Annotated in this window: 32 protein-coding genes; 30 read left to right on the top strand and 2 right to left on the bottom strand. The window is 61.3% G+C overall.

All coding sequences use genetic code 11. The annotated features are described in order from the left end of the window. The first annotated feature begins 71 nt into the window (after positions 1 to 71). The 13 genes from CO731_RS24905 to CO731_RS24840 all read left to right on the top strand — a co-directional run bounded on the left by CO731_RS24905 (position 72) and on the right by CO731_RS24840 (position 6,442). Positions 72 to 263: a hypothetical protein gene (locus CO731_RS24905; protein WP_108609301.1), complete on the top strand. Its 192-nt coding sequence runs from the start codon at positions 72 to 74 to the stop codon at positions 261 to 263. Continuing rightward, positions 263 to 739 carry a KilA-N domain-containing protein gene (locus CO731_RS24900; protein WP_108609300.1) on the top strand — a complete coding sequence of 159 codons (477 nt, stop codon included), beginning with the start codon at positions 263 to 265 and terminating at the stop codon, positions 737 to 739. The genes CO731_RS24905 and CO731_RS24900 overlap by 1 nt, the downstream gene beginning before the upstream one ends. After that, positions 736 to 1,248, top strand: a complete 513-nt coding sequence (locus CO731_RS24895) for a hypothetical protein (protein ID WP_108609299.1) — start codon at positions 736 to 738, stop codon at positions 1,246 to 1,248. The genes CO731_RS24900 and CO731_RS24895 overlap by 4 nt, the downstream gene beginning before the upstream one ends. Continuing rightward, a complete protein-coding gene (locus CO731_RS24890; RefSeq protein WP_108609298.1) occupies positions 1,245 to 1,529 on the top strand; it encodes a hypothetical protein in 285 nt (94 codons plus the stop codon). The genes CO731_RS24895 and CO731_RS24890 overlap by 4 nt, the downstream gene beginning before the upstream one ends. Continuing rightward, positions 1,526 to 1,918 carry a hypothetical protein gene (locus CO731_RS24885; RefSeq protein ID WP_108609297.1) on the top strand — a complete coding sequence of 131 codons (393 nt, stop codon included), beginning with the start codon at positions 1,526 to 1,528 and terminating at the stop codon, positions 1,916 to 1,918. The genes CO731_RS24890 and CO731_RS24885 overlap by 4 nt, the downstream gene beginning before the upstream one ends. Before the next feature lie 468 nt (positions 1,919 to 2,386). Beyond that, positions 2,387 to 2,947, top strand: coding sequence for a hypothetical protein (locus CO731_RS24875; protein ID WP_199914516.1), 561 nt, complete (start codon positions 2,387 to 2,389; stop codon positions 2,945 to 2,947). Further along, on the top strand, positions 2,937 to 3,233 hold the full coding sequence (locus CO731_RS24870; protein ID WP_108609295.1) for a DUF6074 family protein: 297 nt from the start codon (positions 2,937 to 2,939) through the stop codon (positions 3,231 to 3,233). Before CO731_RS24875 ends, CO731_RS24870 begins: the two co-directional genes overlap by 11 nt. Continuing rightward, the gene (locus CO731_RS24865; RefSeq protein WP_108609294.1) at positions 3,230 to 3,409 is read left to right on the top strand and encodes a hypothetical protein; all 180 of its coding nucleotides are present in this window, start codon (positions 3,230 to 3,232) and stop codon (positions 3,407 to 3,409) included. Before CO731_RS24870 ends, CO731_RS24865 begins: the two co-directional genes overlap by 4 nt. Next, a complete protein-coding gene (locus CO731_RS24860) occupies positions 3,406 to 3,783 on the top strand; it encodes a hypothetical protein (RefSeq protein WP_108609293.1) in 378 nt (125 codons plus the stop codon). The genes CO731_RS24865 and CO731_RS24860 overlap by 4 nt, the downstream gene beginning before the upstream one ends. After that, complete coding sequence (locus CO731_RS24855; protein WP_108609292.1) at positions 3,780 to 4,559, top strand: DUF6551 family protein; 780 nt, start codon at positions 3,780 to 3,782, stop codon at positions 4,557 to 4,559. The genes CO731_RS24860 and CO731_RS24855 overlap by 4 nt, the downstream gene beginning before the upstream one ends. Beyond that, positions 4,556 to 5,410, top strand: a complete 855-nt coding sequence (locus CO731_RS24850; RefSeq protein ID WP_245439525.1) for a ribonuclease H — start codon at positions 4,556 to 4,558, stop codon at positions 5,408 to 5,410. The genes CO731_RS24855 and CO731_RS24850 overlap by 4 nt, the downstream gene beginning before the upstream one ends. Continuing rightward, positions 5,407 to 5,832, top strand: coding sequence for a hypothetical protein (locus tag CO731_RS24845; protein WP_108609291.1), 426 nt, complete (start codon positions 5,407 to 5,409; stop codon positions 5,830 to 5,832). The genes CO731_RS24850 and CO731_RS24845 overlap by 4 nt, the downstream gene beginning before the upstream one ends. Beyond that, positions 5,801 to 6,442, top strand: coding sequence for a hypothetical protein (locus tag CO731_RS24840; protein ID WP_159091719.1), 642 nt, complete (start codon positions 5,801 to 5,803; stop codon positions 6,440 to 6,442). Before CO731_RS24845 ends, CO731_RS24840 begins: the two co-directional genes overlap by 32 nt. Here the strand turns inward: CO731_RS24840 and CO731_RS28885 are convergent. Then, positions 6,439 to 6,702, bottom strand: a complete 264-nt coding sequence (locus tag CO731_RS28885; RefSeq protein WP_159097880.1) for a hypothetical protein — start codon at positions 6,700 to 6,702, stop codon at positions 6,439 to 6,441. The two genes, CO731_RS24840 and CO731_RS28885, sit on opposite strands and share 4 nt — an antisense overlap. Positions 6,703 to 6,945: 243 nt before the next feature. Here CO731_RS28885 and CO731_RS24830 point away from each other — a divergent pair, with 243 nt between their 5' ends. Both CO731_RS24830 and CO731_RS24825 read left to right on the top strand, forming a co-directional pair. Next, entirely contained in the window at positions 6,946 to 7,470 is a 525-nt protein-coding gene (locus tag CO731_RS24830; RefSeq protein WP_108609288.1) for a hypothetical protein, read from the top strand. Between the two features lie 13 nt (positions 7,471 to 7,483). Then, on the top strand, positions 7,484 to 7,672 hold the full coding sequence (locus CO731_RS24825; protein WP_108609287.1) for a hypothetical protein: 189 nt from the start codon (positions 7,484 to 7,486) through the stop codon (positions 7,670 to 7,672). A 44-nt stretch (positions 7,673 to 7,716) separates the two neighbouring features. On the opposite strand, the gene CO731_RS24820 is transcribed toward CO731_RS24825, so the two are convergent. After that, entirely contained in the window at positions 7,717 to 7,983 is a 267-nt protein-coding gene (locus tag CO731_RS24820) for a hypothetical protein (RefSeq protein ID WP_159091717.1), read from the bottom strand. A 789-nt stretch (positions 7,984 to 8,772) separates the two neighbouring features. On the opposite strand from CO731_RS24820, the gene CO731_RS24810 reads away from it, so the two are divergent. The 15 genes from CO731_RS24810 (at position 8,773) to CO731_RS24740 (ending at position 18,728) form a co-directional block, all read left to right on the top strand. Further along, positions 8,773 to 9,501 carry an AAA family ATPase gene (locus tag CO731_RS24810; protein WP_108609284.1) on the top strand — a complete coding sequence of 243 codons (729 nt, stop codon included), beginning with the start codon at positions 8,773 to 8,775 and terminating at the stop codon, positions 9,499 to 9,501. A 180-nt stretch (positions 9,502 to 9,681) separates the two neighbouring features. Further along, positions 9,682 to 10,089: a hypothetical protein gene (locus CO731_RS24805; protein WP_108609283.1), complete on the top strand. Its 408-nt coding sequence runs from the start codon at positions 9,682 to 9,684 to the stop codon at positions 10,087 to 10,089. After that, positions 10,079 to 11,800: a terminase TerL endonuclease subunit gene (locus CO731_RS24800; protein WP_108609282.1), complete on the top strand. Its 1,722-nt coding sequence runs from the start codon at positions 10,079 to 10,081 to the stop codon at positions 11,798 to 11,800. The genes CO731_RS24805 and CO731_RS24800 overlap by 11 nt, the downstream gene beginning before the upstream one ends. After that, complete coding sequence (locus CO731_RS24795; RefSeq protein WP_199914515.1) at positions 11,797 to 13,065, top strand: phage portal protein; 1,269 nt, start codon at positions 11,797 to 11,799, stop codon at positions 13,063 to 13,065. The genes CO731_RS24800 and CO731_RS24795 overlap by 4 nt, the downstream gene beginning before the upstream one ends. Continuing rightward, positions 13,049 to 13,648 carry an HK97 family phage prohead protease gene (locus tag CO731_RS24790; protein ID WP_108609281.1) on the top strand — a complete coding sequence of 200 codons (600 nt, stop codon included), beginning with the start codon at positions 13,049 to 13,051 and terminating at the stop codon, positions 13,646 to 13,648. Before CO731_RS24795 ends, CO731_RS24790 begins: the two co-directional genes overlap by 17 nt. A 105-nt stretch (positions 13,649 to 13,753) precedes the next feature. Continuing rightward, positions 13,754 to 15,028: a phage major capsid protein gene (locus tag CO731_RS24785; protein WP_108609280.1), complete on the top strand. Its 1,275-nt coding sequence runs from the start codon at positions 13,754 to 13,756 to the stop codon at positions 15,026 to 15,028. 60 nt (positions 15,029 to 15,088) lie between these two features. Beyond that, on the top strand, positions 15,089 to 15,457 hold the full coding sequence (locus CO731_RS24780) for a hypothetical protein (RefSeq protein ID WP_108609279.1): 369 nt from the start codon (positions 15,089 to 15,091) through the stop codon (positions 15,455 to 15,457). Between the two features lie 2 nt (positions 15,458 to 15,459). Continuing rightward, positions 15,460 to 16,002, top strand: a complete 543-nt coding sequence (locus CO731_RS24775) for a head-tail connector protein (RefSeq protein WP_108609278.1) — start codon at positions 15,460 to 15,462, stop codon at positions 16,000 to 16,002. Beyond that, a complete protein-coding gene (locus CO731_RS24770) occupies positions 16,002 to 16,349 on the top strand; it encodes a phage head closure protein (protein WP_108609277.1) in 348 nt (115 codons plus the stop codon). Before CO731_RS24775 ends, CO731_RS24770 begins: the two co-directional genes overlap by 1 nt. Positions 16,350 to 16,365: 16 nt before the next feature. Further along, a complete protein-coding gene (locus CO731_RS24765; protein ID WP_159091716.1) occupies positions 16,366 to 16,557 on the top strand; it encodes a hypothetical protein in 192 nt (63 codons plus the stop codon). Beyond that, complete coding sequence (locus tag CO731_RS24760) at positions 16,557 to 17,000, top strand: HK97-gp10 family putative phage morphogenesis protein (protein ID WP_108609275.1); 444 nt, start codon at positions 16,557 to 16,559, stop codon at positions 16,998 to 17,000. The genes CO731_RS24765 and CO731_RS24760 overlap by 1 nt, the downstream gene beginning before the upstream one ends. A gap of 15 nt (positions 17,001 to 17,015) precedes the next feature. After that, positions 17,016 to 17,375, top strand: coding sequence for a DUF3168 domain-containing protein (locus CO731_RS24755; RefSeq protein WP_245439523.1), 360 nt, complete (start codon positions 17,016 to 17,018; stop codon positions 17,373 to 17,375). Between the two features lies 1 nt (position 17,376). Next, positions 17,377 to 18,072, top strand: a complete 696-nt coding sequence (locus CO731_RS29440) for a phage tail tube protein (protein ID WP_245439521.1) — start codon at positions 17,377 to 17,379, stop codon at positions 18,070 to 18,072. Positions 18,073 to 18,081: 9 nt separating this feature from the next. Further along, entirely contained in the window at positions 18,082 to 18,432 is a 351-nt protein-coding gene (locus tag CO731_RS24745; protein ID WP_108609273.1) for a GTA-gp10 family protein, read from the top strand. 68 nt (positions 18,433 to 18,500) lie between these two features. After that, positions 18,501 to 18,728: a hypothetical protein gene (locus CO731_RS24740; RefSeq protein ID WP_245439520.1), complete on the top strand. Its 228-nt coding sequence runs from the start codon at positions 18,501 to 18,503 to the stop codon at positions 18,726 to 18,728.

Here is an 18,728-nt window from a genome sequence, read left to right as displayed (position 1 = left end):
TGGCCTATTGACTGTCAATGATATCCATTGGATAGGGTTAATGATATCCATTGGATAAGGAGACAATTTGGATGGAAACGAAGACGGAAGAACTCGACCTCATCTGGGGCATCGAGGATATCGGCAAGCTGATCGGCCGGAACTATCAGCAGACGTACCACATGGTCGCCACCGGCAAGCTGCCGATGGTGAGGCAGATCGGCGAGCGGTATGTCGTCAGCCGCGCCAAGCTGATCGCGTTCTTCATGGGGGATGCGGCCTGATGACCAACAACCTGATCGAACTGGACGGCCAGCGCGTTTCGCTCAAAGGCGAAATGGTCAGCCTGACCGGACTTTGGAAGGCGGCGGGAAGCGATCCGTCGAAACAGCCGGCGAAGTGGCGCGAGTTGCCTTCGACCAAGGAGTTTGCGTCCCACATAGCGGATGTAGTCCTCCGAAAATCGGAGGATGAGATTTTCACGGTTGCTCGCGGGCGGAATGCGCAGACCTTCGCCCATTGGCAGATCATGAGCTATGCCCGATATCTCGACCCGGCCTTTGCGGTGCGGTGCAACGAGATCGTTCGGCAACACATGGAGCACCGGCTTCCGGCCCATACGGACTTCCCCTCCGAACTGGTGGAGATGATCAAGCGCACGGACGGCATCGTCCGCATGCTGGCGAAGAAGGTCACCAAGATCGAGCATGTTGCCGCCTTCACGATCACCGTCGAACCGAAGAAGCGGAGCGCAGCATGAGCGGCGTTGTCGTTGTTATCGATGGCGCTGAGATCGCCACTTTCGTCGCGGATGAGTTCCCCGGCCTGTCATACGAGAACAGGCTCAGAGTGGAACGAAACGTCGAGGCGTTCTTGTCCTGGCGAGCGCAAAAAGAAAGGCCCGGAGAGGCGGCAACCGTCTCCGAGCCATGGTTCACACAAATCCCTGGGGGAATGGATATGAACAAGGCAGCTAATACCACAGCCGCGGCCTGCGCGGCAACTGTGCCGTTTCCCGCACAGTCACCCATCGACGAAATGGACGATGCTATCGCGTGCCTCCGCACCATCCGGTCGGCGGTCATTGCGGATACCCTCGGCTTGGTCGACTACAGCATGTCCGACGCCGAGGTCATGATTGGCAGGGTGCTCGATCAATTGGACCCGATCCGCACCTTCCTCGCTGAGAACGGCTTCCCCGGTGAACTGGTAATGCCCTTCCTCGAATGCCGGCGCGAGTGGTTCGCCCGGAAGGCAGGTGCGGCATGACCTCCTCCCTGCTCAAAGCCATCTTCGAATACCGGGCGGCGTGGGATGCATACCTCGCGGCCAGCCTCGACGATGACGACGCGCCTTACGCCTACCAGCCGTCGCTGAACCGTCTCTGCGAGTGGAACACGCCAGCCGCGGACAAGGGCGAAGCGACCGAAGCTGTTCGGCTCGCGCTTGAGTTCTACCTGGTCGGCGACAGCGAAGTTATTCCCGCGATGCTGAAGGCTGCTCTCAGCTTCCTTGAGCGGCGGCATCCGATGGAAGGAGCAGCCGCATGATCTCTCGGCGCTCATTCCTGGGACGGTCAATCGCCGGCGTGTCAGCCATGGCGGCAGTTTCGCTGCCGGCCGCTGCCAGTACCTATGACAAAGCCCGCCTCTCTCATTTCCAGATCGATGACGATCACGCCTGCCTCGTGGCGAGAAGGGGAGACGTCATCGCCTACAACACCCAGAACTGCCATCCGGTCGACGGGGCAATGGTCGTGACGCTGACCGATAAGAGCCGTCGTCTGTTTCTCTGCCGTGCTCGGCAAGTCGGGGGTTTGTGGTGGGCCGAGCGCCTCGACGGAAGCGACTGGTACGGGCCGATGGACGAACCGTTCTTTCATGCCCGCATCCAAGGTCGAGCAGTGGCGTTGGCTCGTCAGTTCGGAGGTGCCCAATGAGGTTGCTCCGTGCCCTACGGGCAGTATTCCACGCATGGATGGCTCTGCAGGTCGGTCGGTGGGCCGAGTGGCACGACGACCGTGCCAGCGAAGCCTTGGCTCGCGTCCGGCAAGGTTTGCGCGCCTCCGAAAGTATCCAGCACTCTGGACACTCTTCGGCGATGTCCGCTGCCGATCTCTTCCTCCTCGCATCCATCGTTGGTGTCGGCATTGCCGGCGTCTGGGTCGGGATCGTGTGGAGGGTGGCATGGTAGCTACCATCACCAAACTCCCGAGCTCGCGGACCAGCTACTATTCGGTGCGCAAGTCCGGCCGGGGTTGGGCGCTATGGCTCGTCACTCCCTCAGGCTACGGCAAAGACATTAAGACCAAGCTGGCCCTCTACCCCGACAGAGCTTCTGCCATTTTTCATGGTGAGCAGGCGGCGGCATCGCGGCAGCTGCCACTCCGAACATCGGGAGAGCGGCCATGAGTTCCAAATGGAAGCGCAAGGGCAAATCTAAGTTCATCATGATCGATGGGTACGTGAAGCGCAGCGCCGCATGGAAGGCGCTGACGCCTGTCGAGAAGGTGGCCTACATCGAGGTCAAATGGAGGTACGACGGCCTTAACAATGGGCGCATCGGCTTAGGGTGCCGTGAACTTGGCGACGAATTGAACATGGGGAAGACGACAGCCTCCCAAGCCCTTGATGGGCTTCAGGAGAAGGGCTTCATCGTCAAGGCAAAACCCAGCGCATTCAACGTCAAAAATCGGGCTGTGACCGAGTGGCGGTTGACTGAGTACAAGTGCGATGTGACCGGCGAACTGCCGACCAAGGATTTCATGAAATGGTCGCCGGAGAAAAAACAACAGTCCGCTCCACCGGACACACAGTCCGCTCCACCGGACACCTCCACCCCGAAACTGCCTGAAAATACCCATGACAGTTCGCTCCACCGGACTGTGAGGCCCAATTCTCACGTTCCACAGTCCGCTCCACCGGACACATATAGATATACCATAGGGGGTAGCCGCCATGGTGCATGACACACTGCCTCTCTTCGCATGGCAGCCTCGTCCTAAAGTCCTGCTGTTCCCTTTGACCAGACGCGTTGGCAAGGTCCGTCACACAGCTGCCAAGCTGGCCGGTAAGCACGGTGAGGACGCCGAACTCTACTGGAAGCAGGTAGTCGCCGCGAACCGAAAGCATCTGGAGAGGGTCGGGCTCTCCGAAGACCAGATCAGCGACGAGCTCAGATCGTTGTTTGATGCCGTGCAGGGCGAACTTCATCGCCTCGCATATCAGCGGCAAACGCCAGGAGGCGCAGCATGACGGTCTCACGCGCGATCTACGCCAACCCTGTGGCAGCAGCTGCTCAATGGCTGGCGACCGAGAAGTCTCCACCACACCCCATCATCCCGTACCTGCGGAAGCAATTCGGGCTGTCGTCGGCCGATGCCATAGCCGCGATACGCGAAAGCCACCTGATCAAAGCGAGGTCGTCATGAGCCGGGTTGAGCATCCGCCAATCGGCGGACCCTCTGTAACGGATGAGCCGAACCGTTACATCATCTCGTACTGCCCCATGTGCGAAACGGTCTACGAAGCAAGCCGGCGCGATCAACTGACGTGTTCGCCCGCTTGCCGGGTCAAGGCGCATCGGACGGGTAGGCTCGACGAGTTGAAACGGGTGGCGAAGTTTCTGGACATCCATCCGTCGTTGGCACTGCGGGCCCAAGCGACTGAGATCCTGCGGCCCGATCTGGGCCGGAAGATCGCGGCCGGGGAGATCGATTACGACGACATCCTCTCCGAGATGGACGCCGCTTACAACGCTCGCGCTATGCAAGCCGCACGCATGGTCATGGGAGACGCGGAATGAGCACAACATCATTTCCTGACCCTGGCGACGTGCCGGTGCTCGACTGGCTCGACGTCAACCTGATCTCGGCGGATCCGCTCTATCAGCGCCCGCTCGATCAAGCCCGCGTCGACAGCATCCTTCACGCCTTCACCTGGCGGTCATTCGGTGCGCTCGTCGTCGTGCCTCAGGCTGACGGCAGCTATCATGCAACAGATGGGCAGCACCGGCTGGAAGCGGCCAAGCTGCATCCGATGGTGTCGTTTGTGCCGGCTGTCATTGTGAAGACGGAGGACATACAGTCTGAGGCCTCAATCTTCGTCGAGATCAATGCCTCACGGAAGAATGTCAGCGGCCTCGAGTTGTTCTTCGCCAAGCTCGCGGCAGATGACGACGACGCCGAGACCATCCGGCAGGTGTGCGAGCGTGCCGGCGTCCGTATCCCGAAATATCCCTCGGCTGGTTTCAAGCCCGGTGACTGCATCGCGATCGCCGCCATACAGGCGGTCGTCGGACGACGTGGCGCGATGCGGGCGAGGCAGTACCTCGAAGTGCTCGCCAAAGCCGATCTGGCGCCGATTACAGCCACTCACCTGAAGGCGGTCGAGTTCCTAATGACCGATCCCGAGTTCGGCGGCGTGGTGGAGGCTGAGGATCTCACTGCCACGATCCTGGCAATGAACGGCGGTGCCGAAGCCGAAGCCAAGCGCTTCGCGGCAACGCATGGATGTCCAGTGTGGAAGGGGCTGGCGTCGACGTGGTTCCAGCGTTGCAGGAAGCGGAGGAAGGCAGCATGAGTGGGCTCAACTGGACAAAGAACGACGACCGCAAGCGGATGGCGCGCCAAGGCGTCGAAGGTAGGGTCGACACCCTCTCGAAGGACGAATTGCGCAAGCAGGCCGATCGGCTTCTGGCCGGTTACACTGGCCCAGTGACGAAGGTTGCACCTGGGGCTTCGCGTCTATCTGGGGGCCCCCCCCAGATGCGCCTTTTCGCTGATACCCAGCAGGCACGATCCGGTGTTGCGACAAAATCGGGGCATTCTGGCAAAAAGACTAAGCGTGGCAATGGGATAGGGTACGATCCGAAAAGTTTGCAGAACTCTGCACACTTTGGCCGCTCCGTTCCTCCCGGCACGGTGATCTATTGCGACGGCGCCTGCGAGCCAAACCCCGGCGCTGGTGGCTGGGGCTTCGTAGTCTACCGTGACGGTGTTGAGATCCACGCTGAGCACGGTGGCGACCTCGAAGCCACGAACAACACTATGGAGCTCACCGGCGCGCTGGTGGCGCTGCGGTGGGCCGCCAACAACGTCTTTACCGATCCACTGCCGCGCCTGTTTTGCGACAGCATGTATGTCGTCAATGGCTGCAATGATTGGCGGCATGGCTGGAAGGCACGCGGGTGGCGCAGGAAGGGAAAGAACCCAGAAATCGCCAACCTCGGGCTTTGGAAGGAACTGGATGCTGTGTTGGTCGCCCTAGGGATTACCTTGGAGTGGTGCAAAGGGCACTGGGGCATCAGCGGTAACGAACGCGCCGACGAGTTGAGCCTGATGGGGCGCCAGGCAGCGCTGGCACCCGCGCAGCCAACGTCGATGGACCTGATACGCGAACAGCTCGACTATTCCGCTCGAGGTGCCATGTGAGCAGGCCCAAGGGCAAACTCGACACTCTGTTGGATGGACTCGGGATCAAGTTGGTTCCGGTCTATCGCCGGCGCGCGGCCGCTCAGAGCCACGCTCGCGGCACCATGCACGAAATCCGCAACCAGTACGGCGATGGACATCTGATCTTCGTCCTTCGCTGCATCAAGCAGACAGGGAACAACCGGGATGAGCTCTGGAGCGAAACCATCGGAGCAATCTCCGACATCCTCGTCCAGCGCCAGGATTGGGCCATGGAACGGGCAGGGGACTTGCTCACCGCCTTCGACACCATCCCGCTCGGCCCGTTGCGTGGCGAGGCCGTGAAGCTCCGTCCATGGCCAGTCCGGGCCACCCTTCGAACGCTGATCTACAAACGCCTGGAGGCCATTCTTGACGAACCGGAGCATCGCCTTGCCGTCTGATCTCTCCTACGAGGCAGCAACCATCGCCGACGCCAGCATCGTCGTGAAGGCCCGACTTATCGAAGCGGCCGACACGATGGCGCATATGGACGTGGGGCGATTGAAGCCCTCGGCAATCCGCTCGTTCTGGCCGCAGGCGCCAGGGGAGACCATCGGCGGCCACGATGTGGGCTATGGCATCAACGGCGACCGCGTGCAGTACCGCCCCTCGGCGGCCGCCATATCCCGCGCCGAAGAGGTCAGCTATGGTTGGATGCTCGACTTCGTTGAGGACGATGAGCGTCGTGTGATCCTCGGCAAGTGGGCGATGTGCCTCGCCGCGCCGCAGCTGGCCGGCTCGTTTCGCGAGTTCTGCAAGAAAACAGGCCGCGTTCGTAGGACGGCAGAGCGGCGGATAGACCAGCAAACGCAAGCCATCGCGGCCGCGATCCTTAGAAAAGCCCAATCGTTACAGGCACCTAATTGGTCAAGAGTGTCGCCACTTCTGCCAAATCAGGGTAGGTCTTTGGGCAAGATGGCGACAGTCACGCACTGGATGGCACCTGGCGCGAAACCGCAGCACCGCCCAGACATACTTGACCCACTCCCAGGACGGAACAAAGCCGCTTAGGCCCCACGAGAGCGAAGGGCCGCCAAGATGTTCTCGACGGTCTCCTCGACATTAAAGACCAGCCAATTGTCGCCTTGAGCGACATTCGTCCAGAGCGAGGTCGTATTCTCGGACCGGTGCATACGAATAATGTTGTCGAAGTTGACGGCTATGCGGTTGCCGCTGGTGTCCGTTAGTTCAAGCCACATGGTGCCCTCCGTCGTGTTTGATTGCACTGGCACGTAATCAGGCTGCCTCATGGTGGCAAATAGGCCGAACATGAGCAAGCTCGCCAACCCCGGAGGCCGCAGGTTCAAATCCTGCCTCCGCAACCAAACATCGTCAGCAGGGTGAATGTCGCACTAGAGCAAGGCGAGGGCGGCAAGCGCGAAAATCACCACGATCACACCGACGACTATGTAGGTGCTTTGATGCATCGCCGGGCTCCTAAGTGAGCGGTTCCCGGCCTAACTGAGCAGCGGCAAATAGGTTCCGCCACATCCCCTCAAACCCAGGAGACAGCCATGCGCTTTGTCGGCGTCATGCTCGGATTGCTGTGCCTGCCGCTGTTACTTGCGGCTTTCCTTCTCACGCCGGTCATCATCCCGGCGCTGCTCGTTCTGAGGGCTGTCGTCCCCGGCTTTAGTGCTTTCCGACGAACGTCGAGCAAGAGCTCGTGGAACCTGGCGGCCTATCACCCGCCGCACAGTCTGACTTGGCGGTGGCTTCTCAGCCTTCGGCGCCATGAATTGATGTGGCTCAAGCCCTTCGCGATTGCCAATTCGTTCGGGTTCGGCGCTGGTGTCGGCACACTCTTTGGCTTCTCTGCCTACAAGCAGCCCAATGGTGGCTGGCAGTGGCATTTCGCGCTGCTCTGGCATGGCCTTTCGTTCAGTCAGCAGGAACCGATGTGGTATCGCGACCTTTACCACCGCGCCCGCGATGAGGCCGACCAGTTGAGCGGCCGCGCATGGTTCAGCGACAAGCACCCCAACAAGGTGTTTGTCCCGCCTCGGGCCACCGTCTCGACGCCTGCCGCTATCCAGTAGCCGGAGCAGTCCGGTGCGCTGGAAGCCCATTCGCAAGCTGACGGAAGCCGACCTCGAAAAGGGGTGGATGCACAACCGGCTGATGCTGTGGAACTCGTGCAACGGCCCGTACCACTACCAGTATGTGCCGGCCGAGGACGCCGACGACATCAAGCGCGAAGGCGTCTGGGAGAAGTTCCTGATCCTTCCCGATCAACTGTGATCTCGGCGGGCGGGTGATCCCGGCAATCAAACCCGATAGTATCCCTACAGCGGCGCCGATGGCTTGCCAGGATCATCCTGATGGCGATCTGCGAGCATCGGCATATCCGGGTCGTACGGTACGCCCAAATGCCAGCAGGCGACCTGCTTGCAGAGCAAACCGAAGAACGGGTGGAGCAGGATGTGATCGTCCGCGCCGTCTGGGGTAAATAGGTAGAATGCGTCGGTCTCGTCGGTTCCCCACGCGCCAAGATATTCTCCATCGGCCGAAACTACAGACCCGTCTGCCAGTAGGTTGACGATGAACTTCAATCTCGGTGCCATAGATGCCGCCCGCCCCTCTGAAATTCATCAAAGGTAATCCGACGTGGCGCTAACTGACAAGCGGGGTCGGTCCCACAACCGCAGCACTGATGCCCAGGCGTATCGCAGGTGGTACGGCCTGAAGGCATGGCAGGCAGCCCGCAAGGTCCAACTCGCCAAGCAGCCGCTATGCGAGCGCTGTCGGGCAATAGGCAGGGTTAGCCGCGACATTCGCTTCGGCCTTTTCATCCTCGTGGTGGCCAGGCCAGCTGGGGTGCTGAGCCCCGGCACCTCCCTGAACTTCTGGATCAAAGGGCACCCGTTAAGCGGGCGGGGTGATTGTCTTTTAAGTCAGGGGTCGCCAGCGGCGCGGTAGAGACGGGTAGCTCCCTTCCCCGGAAGTCGTCGGGTCGGCACGGCGCATCACCCCTGCCATCTTGCTGGATGGTTCAGGGGCGAGTTTCAAGTCGGAGTAGAATATAGGCCTCGCGATTGAGGTTACGATACGGGCTTTAGGCGTTTTGCACTTAGATACATGAGCGCTGCCGCTGCCGTGGTCCTCACCCATCCGGCTGCTTCAGCATTATCCAGAAGCTTGTCTAGATGAGCTGCGAGAGCGTCCTGGCAATCACCGTCATAGTCCACCGATAGGGGCTGATGTTGCGGGGATCTGACGTCTTCCTTACTCATATTCCGGTCACCTCGTTGTTTCGCTCCGACCAGTTTCTCATTTTTCGCGACGTCATCGTCAAGAGACCATGTTGACCGCTCAAACCGGAGACACGGAAGGCATGAGCCATGGCCATAGTCGGTAAGCACAAGCTGACGACGACCGAACGCGGTTACGGATGGACTTGGCAGAAGGTGCGCCGGGTCGTCCTCGCCCGAGAGCCGCTGTGCCGCTTCTGCAAAGAGGCAGGAAAGATGACAGTCGCCGATGAAGTCGACCACATCGACGGCAACAGCTTCAACAATGAGCGGGAGAACCTTCGGCCCCTGTGCCCTCCCTGCCACCTGAAGCGTACGGCACGCGACCAGGCATTCGGCAAGCACCAGTGGCGGCCGGAATGGCTCAGACCGTCGACGATACCTCTGGTCATCGTCTGTGGTGCGCCGGCCTCGGGCAAGAGCACATACGCCAAGGAGCATGCAGGCCCACGCGATCTCGTCATCGATCTCGACGTGATCGCCTGCAGCCTGTCCGGCCAGTCACTCCATGGATGGGACAGGGCTAAGTGGCTGACACCAGCCATCCGCGCCCGCAACGAGATGCTGGGCGACATCAGCCGCCCAACCGCACGCTGGCCCCGAGCATGGCTGATCGTCTCAGAGGCAAGGGCAGACAACAGGCAGTGGTGGGCAGACACGATGAAGCCCGAGCGCATCGTCGTCATGGAGACCAAGCCAGCCGAGTGCATGGCCCGTGTGAGGGCAGACACGACCCGCCCGAGGGAAAGCACCTTCGAGGCCATCGGCAAGTGGTGGAGCGCCTATGAGCGCAGAGAAGGCGATGAGGTGGTGAGATGACGAACGATGAACTCGCATCGCTCACGCCGTCGAATGGGAACTCGTGAGAGGCCCGGCGAAGCGCGCCCTGCATCTGTGACGGGAGGGGGTGGGCCAAAAGCTCCGGCCGTTCCTGCCCTGACCGGCGCCCCCAGGAAAACTTTCGCGAAGCCAAATTAAATTCTGGGGCTGAGATAATCCATGAAGCGCGGTCCCAAGAAAATGCTGCCGGCAGAAAAGGAGATGCGAGGGACATACCGCGCTCACCGTGATGCCGATATCCAGATCATCGAATCTGACGGCATGCCGCAGATGCCGGACTGGCTCACGCCGGAGGGCGAGGAAGTCTGGCAGGACAATGTAGGCCGGGTCAGCCAGAAGCTGGTGTCGGAGGCCGACAGTAACGAGTTTGCCAACTTCTGCGTGTTGCAAGGCGGGATCGTGAAGGCGATCCGCGCTGGCGAAATGCCTCCGGTCGCAGCCTTTGCCGAGGTTCGGAAGAAAGCCGAGATGTTCGGCATCGCTGGCCCGCGCAGCCGCATGGTGGCAGGCGCTCCGAAAGCCCCGGCGTCGAACCCATTCGCCAAGGTAGGGCGTCGTGGATCGTGATTACGTCAAGATCGCCACTGGCTACGCGAAGGAGGTGGCGGCCGGGAAGATACCAGCCTGCAAGTGGGTCCGCCTCGCCTGCAAGCGGCATCTGGACGATCTGAAAAGGGGCAAGGGCTTCGAGTATCGGTTCGACTTCGGCGCGGCCGAGGCAGCGTGCCAGTTCATCGAACTCATGCCACATACCAAAGGCAGTTGGGCAGCGCGCGGCGAGCGCCTGGTAATGCAGCCGTGGCAGGTGTTCATGACCTGCTCGGTGTTTGGCTGGGTCAGCAAGGTCGACGGGTTCAGGCGGTTTCGCCAGGCTATGCTGCTAGTGCCTCGTAAGAATGGCAAGAGCGCGTGGGCAGCGGCAATCGGGCTCTACATGCTGACGGCTGACGGCGAGCACGGCGCGGAAATCTTCTCCGGCGCCACGAACGAAAAGCAGGCCTACGAGGTGTTCCGGCCGGCGAAGATCATGGCGCAGCGGAACCCGGAGTTCCGGGAATTCTACGGCATCGAGGTCAATGCCAAGAGCATCTTCAGTGCCGAGGATGGAGGCCGGTTCGAGCCGGTGATCGGCAAGCCCGGTGATGGCGCATCCCCGTCCTGCGCAATCATCGACGAGTACCATGAACACGATACCGATGCGCTGCTGGAAACCATGGCGACCGGCATGGGTGCGCGGGATCAATCGTTGCTCCTGGTCATCACCACGGCAGGATCGAACATCGCCGGTCCCTGCTACGCCATGATGCAGGAAGCGCGTCGGATGCTGGAAGGCATCATCGATGACGATGGGCTGTTTGCGCTGCTGTACGGCCTCGACGCTGACGACGACTGGACAACGCCGGCGGCGCTGAAGAAGGCCAATCCGAACTTCGGTGTGTCGGTTGGTGAAAAGTTCCTGCTGACCGAACAGCAGCGCGCGATCAACAATGCCCGCCATGTGTCGGCGTTCAAGACCAAGCACCTGAATGAATGGGTGAACGCCAAGGAAGCGTTCTTCAACGTTCAACGCTGGATCGAAAGCGCGGTTGAGGGCCTGAAGCTTTCGGACTTCGACAAGCAGCCGTGCCGGATCGGACTAGATCTCGCGTCGAAGGTCGACGTGGCGGCGATGGAGATCACATTCAGGCTCGACCGATGCGACTGCGCGAAGGCGAAGGAACTGATCGAGGCCGGATACCAGTATGCCCGGTTCGGTCGCTACTACCTGCCCGACGCCACGGTCGAGAAGGGCGAGAACGAGCACTATCAGGCCTGGCACCGCGACGGACTGATCACGCCGACCGATGGCGAGATGATCGATTACACGGTGATCCGCGACGATCTGCTTGAGTATCGGGACAGGTTCCAGGTCGAAGAAATCGACTTTGACCCGCACCAGGCGCGCATGATGGTGAGCGAGTTGCAGGCTCAGGGGCTGCCCTGTGTTGAGGTCCTGCCCACGATGAACAACTTCTCGGAGCCGATGAAGGAAATGGACGCACTGATCCGCGAGCGTGCCATCGCCCATGACGGCGATCCGGTCTTTACGTGGATGCTGTCGAACGTCGTGACCAAGGCCAATCACCGCGATCAGGTCTATCCGCGCAAAGAGCGCGACGAAAACAAGATCGACGGGCCGGTGGCCCACATCATGGCGCTTGGCCGGTGGATGACGGCGGATGAGCCTGTCCCGGTATCACCTTGGGATAATCCCAATTTCAGTCTGGTAGGCGCATGAAAATCGGTTTCGAAATAAGTCGTTCCGCTAGCGAACAGCGGTCGGGCAGCATCGAGAACCCTGCGGTTCCGGTGTCGCAGACCACGGAGTTCATGGCCTATTTCGGCATTGGTGGGGCGAACCTCCCGAATGTCACCATCGACAGCGCCTTGACCGTTCCTGCCGCGCTGGCGGCCGTGGCTTTCCTGTCACGCACCATGGCGACAGTTCCTCTGCATGCCTATCGCGATACGAATGATGGGCCTGTCAAGCTGACCGGCAAGACGGCGGTCACCATTCACGACGCGCCGAACGACCTGATGGGATCGTTCAAGTTCCGGCAGTATTTCTGGCAGTGCGTGTTCACTGGCGGGCGCGGCCTGGCATGGATAGAGCGAAATGGCTCGGTGATCGAGGCGCTGTGGCCGATGGACCCGCGCAAGGTCTCGATCAAGCGCGTCGGCTTCAAGCAGGTCTACAAGTTCGACAACAAGGAATACCCGGCCGCTGACGTGATCGATATTCCCTTCATGCTGAAGGATGATCAGGTTTCGCATCGCGGCCCGATCATGATGGCGTCGAAGGCGATTCAGCTTGCGCTTGCCATGAACGACTACGGCTCGAACTTCTTCGCCGGTGGTGGCGTTCCGCCCCTTGCATTGTCCGGTCCGTTGCCACAGGGCGCCCCGGCCATGCAACGCGCGGCGGACGATGTGGATCGTGCGATCAAGTTTGCAAAGGACAACAAAAGCCCGATCCTGCCGATCCCGGCTGGCCACGAGTTGAAGGCGGTCGGCTTCGATCCTCAAAAGGGGCAGATGACTGATGCCCGCCTGTTCCAGATTCAGGAGATCGCTCGCGCCTACCAGATGCCTCCGGTGTTTCTGCAGGATCTGAGCAAGGGCACTTTCGCCAATGTCGAGCAGCAGGATTTGCATCTCGTCAAGCACCTGATCAGCCAGTGGGCGAAGGCCTTCGAAGACGAGGCGAACCTGAAGCTGTTCGGCCGATTCAAGAACGGCCGCTATGTCGAGCACAACCTGGACGGCCTGATGCGTGGCGACTTCAAGAGCCGGATCGAGGGCATCGCCCGCGCGATCCAGACCGCTCAGATCACGCCAAACGAAGGCCGCGCGCTTGAGAACAGGCCGAAGCACAAGAACCCGGATGCCGATGAACTGCTGGTGCAGGGTGCGACTGTCGTGCTCGGCAAGCAGCCGCTGAAACCTGAACCCGCGAAACCATCCGACGACCTCGACGGAGACAAAAATGACGACCAAGCCTGAAGGTGCAGAAAAGCGCTCGCTTGTCCGTCCGGTCGAGCACCGGGCCGATGGCAATGGAAAGATGACGGTGTCCGGCTATGCGGCGGTGTTCGGAGAAGTTGCCGACATCGGCGGATGGTTCAAGGAAGTCGTTGCCCGCGGCGCTTTCACCAACACGCTGCGCACGGCGGATGTCAGGGCCTACTTCGATCACGACACCGGTCGTGTCCTTGGCCGGCTTTCCTCCGGTACCCTGCGTTGCGAGGAAGACGACAAGGGCCTTCGCGTTGAGATCGACCTTCCCGACACGACCGATGGCCGCGACGTGAAGACGCTCGTCGAGCGCGGCGACGTCTCCGGCATGTCGTTCCGCTTCGAAGCCGTTCGGCAGGAATGGGACGAGACGGTCGACCCGCCGAAGCGCACCCTGCTCGAAGTGAGGCTTGGCGAGGTCAGCATCGTATCCGAGCCGGCCTATGACGGAACGTCGGTCGCGCTCCGATCACGCGAGGAAGCGCGCAACGAGGCCCGCCGCCAGCACAATGCAGCAGCCTTCGCCCGCCGCAAGGCCGAGGCCGAAGCGAAGTTCCGCAAGATTTCCTGAATTCACCCGGCAATCCGGCCGGAGGGCGCGGCAAGCATCCCGCTTCCCGTCTCCATCGCCTGCTTTCGAGCGGGCCTTTCGACGTTGCTCACATAGGAGAAACCCATGAGCAAGGAACTGATTGAGAAGCGGGAAAAGCTCGTTGCCGACGCCCGCTCGGCCCTTGATGAGATCAAGAAGAACACCGACGAGGCACGCGCGGCCGAGTTGGAGAAGCGCCATGACGACATCATGGTCGAGTTCGACAAGGTCGACGGTCAGATCGCCCGCGAAAAGCGCATGGCCGATGCACAGAAGCGCATCGACGATGCCGCTGCCGAGGAACGGGCCAAAAACCGGCCGAACCCTGGCGACGGTGAGGGCCGCGGCCAAGATGACGGTGAACAGGTCACGTATCGCTCCGCTTTCCATCGCTATGTGCAGGTGGCCGGTGACATGTCTGCCCTGTCTTCCGAGGAACGCGCCGCATTGCAGGCTGGTGTCGCTTCGAAGGAGGCTCGCGCGCAGACGACGAGCACGCCGAGCGCCGGCGGCTACACGGTCCCGACCGAACTCAGCAACCAGATCATCAAGTCGATGAAGGCTTGGGGGCCGATGTACGACGAGGATATCTGCACGGCGATGAACACCAGCGCCGGCAATCCAATTGATATCCCGACCATCGACGACACTGGCGTGCCGGTTGCCAAACATACCGAAGCCGGCGCCGTGACGGACGATGGTGGTTCGGATGCGACCTTCGGCAAAAAGACGCTGAACGCCTATGCCTACGACACCGAGTGGGTGAAGTTCTCCTGGGAACTGGCGCAGGACTCGATCTTCAACTTCGAAACCCTGCTTGGCGACCTGCTCGGCCAGCGTCTCGGCCGTCGTGCCAATCTGGAGCTGACCACTGGCGACGGCACCGACGATCCGAACGGCATCGTTACGGCTTCCAGCCTCGGCAAGACCGCCACCGCGACAGCTGCAATCACCTATGACGAGATCATTGACCTCGTGCATTCGGTCGATCCGGCCTATCGCCAGTCGCCCAAGGTGCGTTTCATGTTCAATGACACCACGCTCGGGGCCCTGCGCAAGCTGAAGGACGCGGAAAACCGCTACATCTGGTCTGCCGGCGACGTGCAGAATGGCGTTCCCGGCTCGATCCTCGGCTACCGTTATTCCATCAACCAGGCGATGGATTCTCTGGCGGCGGCCAAGAAGGTCATGCTGTTCGGCGACTTCGGCAAGTATTTCGTCCGCAAGGTCGGCGGCGTCGTGATGTTCGTCGCCCGGGAACGGTTCGCGCCGGATATCGGCCTGCTTGGCCTGATCCGCCTCGATGGTGAACTTGGCGACACTGCCGGCGTCAAGCACCTCATCACTGCTGCCACGTAAGTTCGGCTTTGCAAGGCGGGCGGCCTCGGTCGCCCGCTCTCAAAACCGAAGGAGACGATCATGAAACTGAAGATGCTTGAGAGCATGGCCGGGCGGGATTTCTCCCTGTCAGTCGGGGAAGTCACAGACCGGTTTTCAGACAAGGAAGCGGCCCGATTCATCAAGGTTGGCCTTGCTGAAAGGGCACCTGTCGAGCCCGTCAAGAAGCCCGATACGAAAAAGGAATGGGATGATGAGCGGGCGAAGCTCCTTGAGGAAAACGCGCGTCTGATCAGCGAGAATGAGGCCGCCAAGAGCCGCGAAGCTGAACTGGCCGGGCAGATCGAAGCCCTGGCGGCGTTCAAGGCCACTGTGGTGACAGCGCTTGGTGAGAATCCCGGCGTTCAGGAAACCACCGACGCCGTCACCCTTCCGGAAACGCGTGGCTGATCATGTGGTATCCGTCGACGACTACGGTTCCACCGTCCGTCGAGCCGGTGACGATTGAGCAGGCTAAGCAGCAGTGTCGCGTCGATACAAATGATGACGACGCGCTGCTGACGCGGCTCATCAAGGCCGCGCGCGCCCATGCCGAGGAATATTGCAATGCTCGCTGGGCCGAGCAAACAGTCGTTTCCGAATGCGATAGCTTTTCGGATTTCGCCCGTTTGTCGGAAGGGCCCCTCAAGTCGGTGGGTTCCGTCTCTTATGTAGATCCCGCAGGCGCGGCCGAAACTGTCGAAGACACGGTGTATGAACCACGCAAGGACGGCCTGGAGCCATCTATTGGGCTGAAGCCAGGGCAGGCGTGGCCGCGCATCCGGCCAGGCTCGCGGATTGCGCTGACAGCTGTCTACGGTGGCGGGGTGCCTGAGAGTGTCCAGCACGCCATGCTTGTCTGGATCGAGGATGCTTATCTGAACCGTGAGAACGCGCAGCGCCTGGAATGGACGGTGTTCGACGCGCTGCTCTGCAATCATCGGCGGGGCGCGTGATGCCTGGCGCCGGTATGCTTGACCGCCGCATCACGATCGAGCGGGCGACGTCGGTTCCGAACGAGCTTAACGAGCCCGTCGAGACCTGGGTGACGCTGGTGACGGTTTGGGCGCAGCGGAAGGACAGTTCCGACATGGTCAAGACGGAACTGCTCGGCGCCGAGCAGGTGGGCGCGTACCATCTCAGCCATTTCGTGATCCGTTCGTCCTCGACCACGAAGACCGTCTCTCCCGTCGACCGCATCAACTATGACGGCCACCTCTGGAACATCAAAGGGACCAAGGAGACGGTCGATGGGCGGAACCGCTTCATTGAGATCACCGCGGTAAGGGCGAACAATGGCTAGCCTGCATGGTGGTCGCGTGACCGTGCATCTGACCGTCCACGTGGCGTGGTGGGTGACGCCGTACTTGTTCGCGGTGACGGTATTCCTCAGGTCCATTGCTCCCTTCCTTGATGGCGATGACGATCGGATTGACCACTTCATCGAGCGGCAAGGCGCCTTCATCGCGAAGCGGGGTGTGCGGTTCTATTGTGGCGAGCGGAGGATCTGATGGCTGGCGTCAAGGTCCACGTCGAAGGGCTGAAAGAATTGGAGCAGGCGCTGCAGCAGTTGCCGAAGGCCAACGCCAAGGCCGTCCTGCGCCGGACGCTGAAGGAAGCCGGCGAGCCGGTTGCGAAGACCGCGCGTTCGCTCGCGCCTGCGCATCTAGGTTATCTGCGTGAGGGCATCGACGTCAGCATCCGGCTTTCAAGCCGCCAGGCCAAGCTGCACAAGAAGCAGTCGCCAGTCGAAATGTTCATCGGCCCGAAGCCGGATCCTGCCGCCCATCTGCAGGAGTTCGGCACCGGCCCCGGCCACCAGGCGCAGCCGTTCATGCGGCCGGCATGGGATCAGCACAAGAACGAGGTCCTCGACATCATCGCCAACCGGACGTGGCTTGAGATCGAGAAGACCGCCGCACGCCTGGCGAAGAAAGCCGCGAAGGGCAAATAGTCCATGGAAGAAGCATTGACCGCGCTGCTGGCACCCGTTGCCGGCGGGCGACGCTTTTGGGGGCGCAAGCCGCAGAGCGATCCGGCCCGGCCTTATGTGGTCATGCAGCGGATCGACGGCCTGCGCGATTACCACATGCAGGGCGCGTCCGGTTATGTCGCCAGCCGCGTGCAGATCGATTGCTATGGCGAGACCTATACCTCGACCAAGGCCACGGCGCGTGTCGTGCGCGACATCCTTTCAGGTCATCGCGGCGGCATCATCCAGGGGATTTTCCTTGATGGCGAAAGAGACCTTCCCGCTGCGGACGCGGGCGAGGTGACGAACCTGTTCCGCACTTCACTCGACTTCATGGTTCATCACAAGGAGACCTAAGATGGCCGAAACAGCCGCCTCAATTGGCTATGGCTCATTCTTCCACATCAGCGAAGACAACGGCGCGACATGGATCGAGCTGGCCGAGGTGTTCGACATCACGCCGCCGAACGACACGGTGGATGAGATCGACGCCACGCATATGCAGTCGCCGAACCGCACCCGGGAATTCATTCCCGGCCTCATCGATCCCGGCGAAGCATCGTTCGAAATGAACTTCGTGCCGGGCTCGGCGTCCGATCTGAAGGTTGCGGCGCTGAAGGTCGCCGGGGCGCGCGTCAAGTGCCGCATCACCTTCCCGAACTCGGTGGCCTGGGTGTTTTCCGGCTGGATCTCCAGCTACGAGCCCGCGGTTCCGACCGACGACAAGATGACGGCAACCGTTACCTGGCGCGTCACCGGCTCGACCGTCTCGACGCCTGCGGCAGCCCCGACCAACACTGCGGTCCCGGCGATCGGCGGCATCGCGCAGGTCGGCCAGACGCTGACGGCATATCCCGGCGAATGGACCGGCTCGCCGACCTTCACCTATGTGTGGAAGGCCGAAGGCGTGGCGATCCCCGGCGCGACCGCATCGACCTACGTCCCGGTCGTCGGCGACGTCGGGGACAACATCACGGTCACGGTCACCGGCACGAATGCCGCCGGCAACGCGTCCGCGACGTCGGCCGAAACCCTGCCTGTCATCGCGGCGTAAGGAGCGGAGATGGCTAATCCACATCGTGGCTCGGTCGCCCTCCAGGCGGGCGATCGGGCGTATACCCTGGCGTTTTCGGTCAACGCCATCTGCGAGCTTGAAGCCGAACTTGACAAGCCGGTCACCGAGATCATCGCCAGCATCCAGGACGCGAGGCAGCTTCGGCTGTCTTCGGTGCGGGCGCTGGTCTGGGCGGGGCTTCGCGATCACCATTCCGCCCTGACGGTGCAGGAGGCCGGCGCGATTATCACAGACGCCGGCATCCAGATTGCTGTCGAGAAGGTCGGCGAGGCGTTCAAGCTGGCATTCCCGGAGGCGAAGGCAAAGACAAACCCTCGGAAGGCAGCGGCGGGAGGCTAGACCCTCTGCCGCTGCTGCAGTCGTGGGCCGAAGCCGGACAGAATCCCTCGCTTTTCTGGTGTCTTACCGTGCGGGAAATCGGCGCCATTCTCGACGGCGTATCGAACCGGCTGAAGCGCGAACACAACGACCGTGCCTGGGCCGTTTGGCACATCGAGGCGCTGTCTCGCCAGAAGAAACTCCCGAAGCTCAAGGACCTGCTGCACGACGCTCCGAAAAAATCGAAGCGCCGGCAGACGGTCGAGGAACAGATCGCCATCGCCCATAGGTGGACGGCGGCAGTGACGAGGCATTGA

The organism is Aminobacter sp. MSH1 (genome assembly GCF_003071665.1).
Taxonomy (GTDB): domain Bacteria; phylum Pseudomonadota; class Alphaproteobacteria; order Rhizobiales; family Rhizobiaceae; genus Aminobacter; species Aminobacter niigataensis.
Note: the sequence above shows the minus strand (reverse complement) of the source record. Positions and strands in the feature narration are given on the sequence as shown.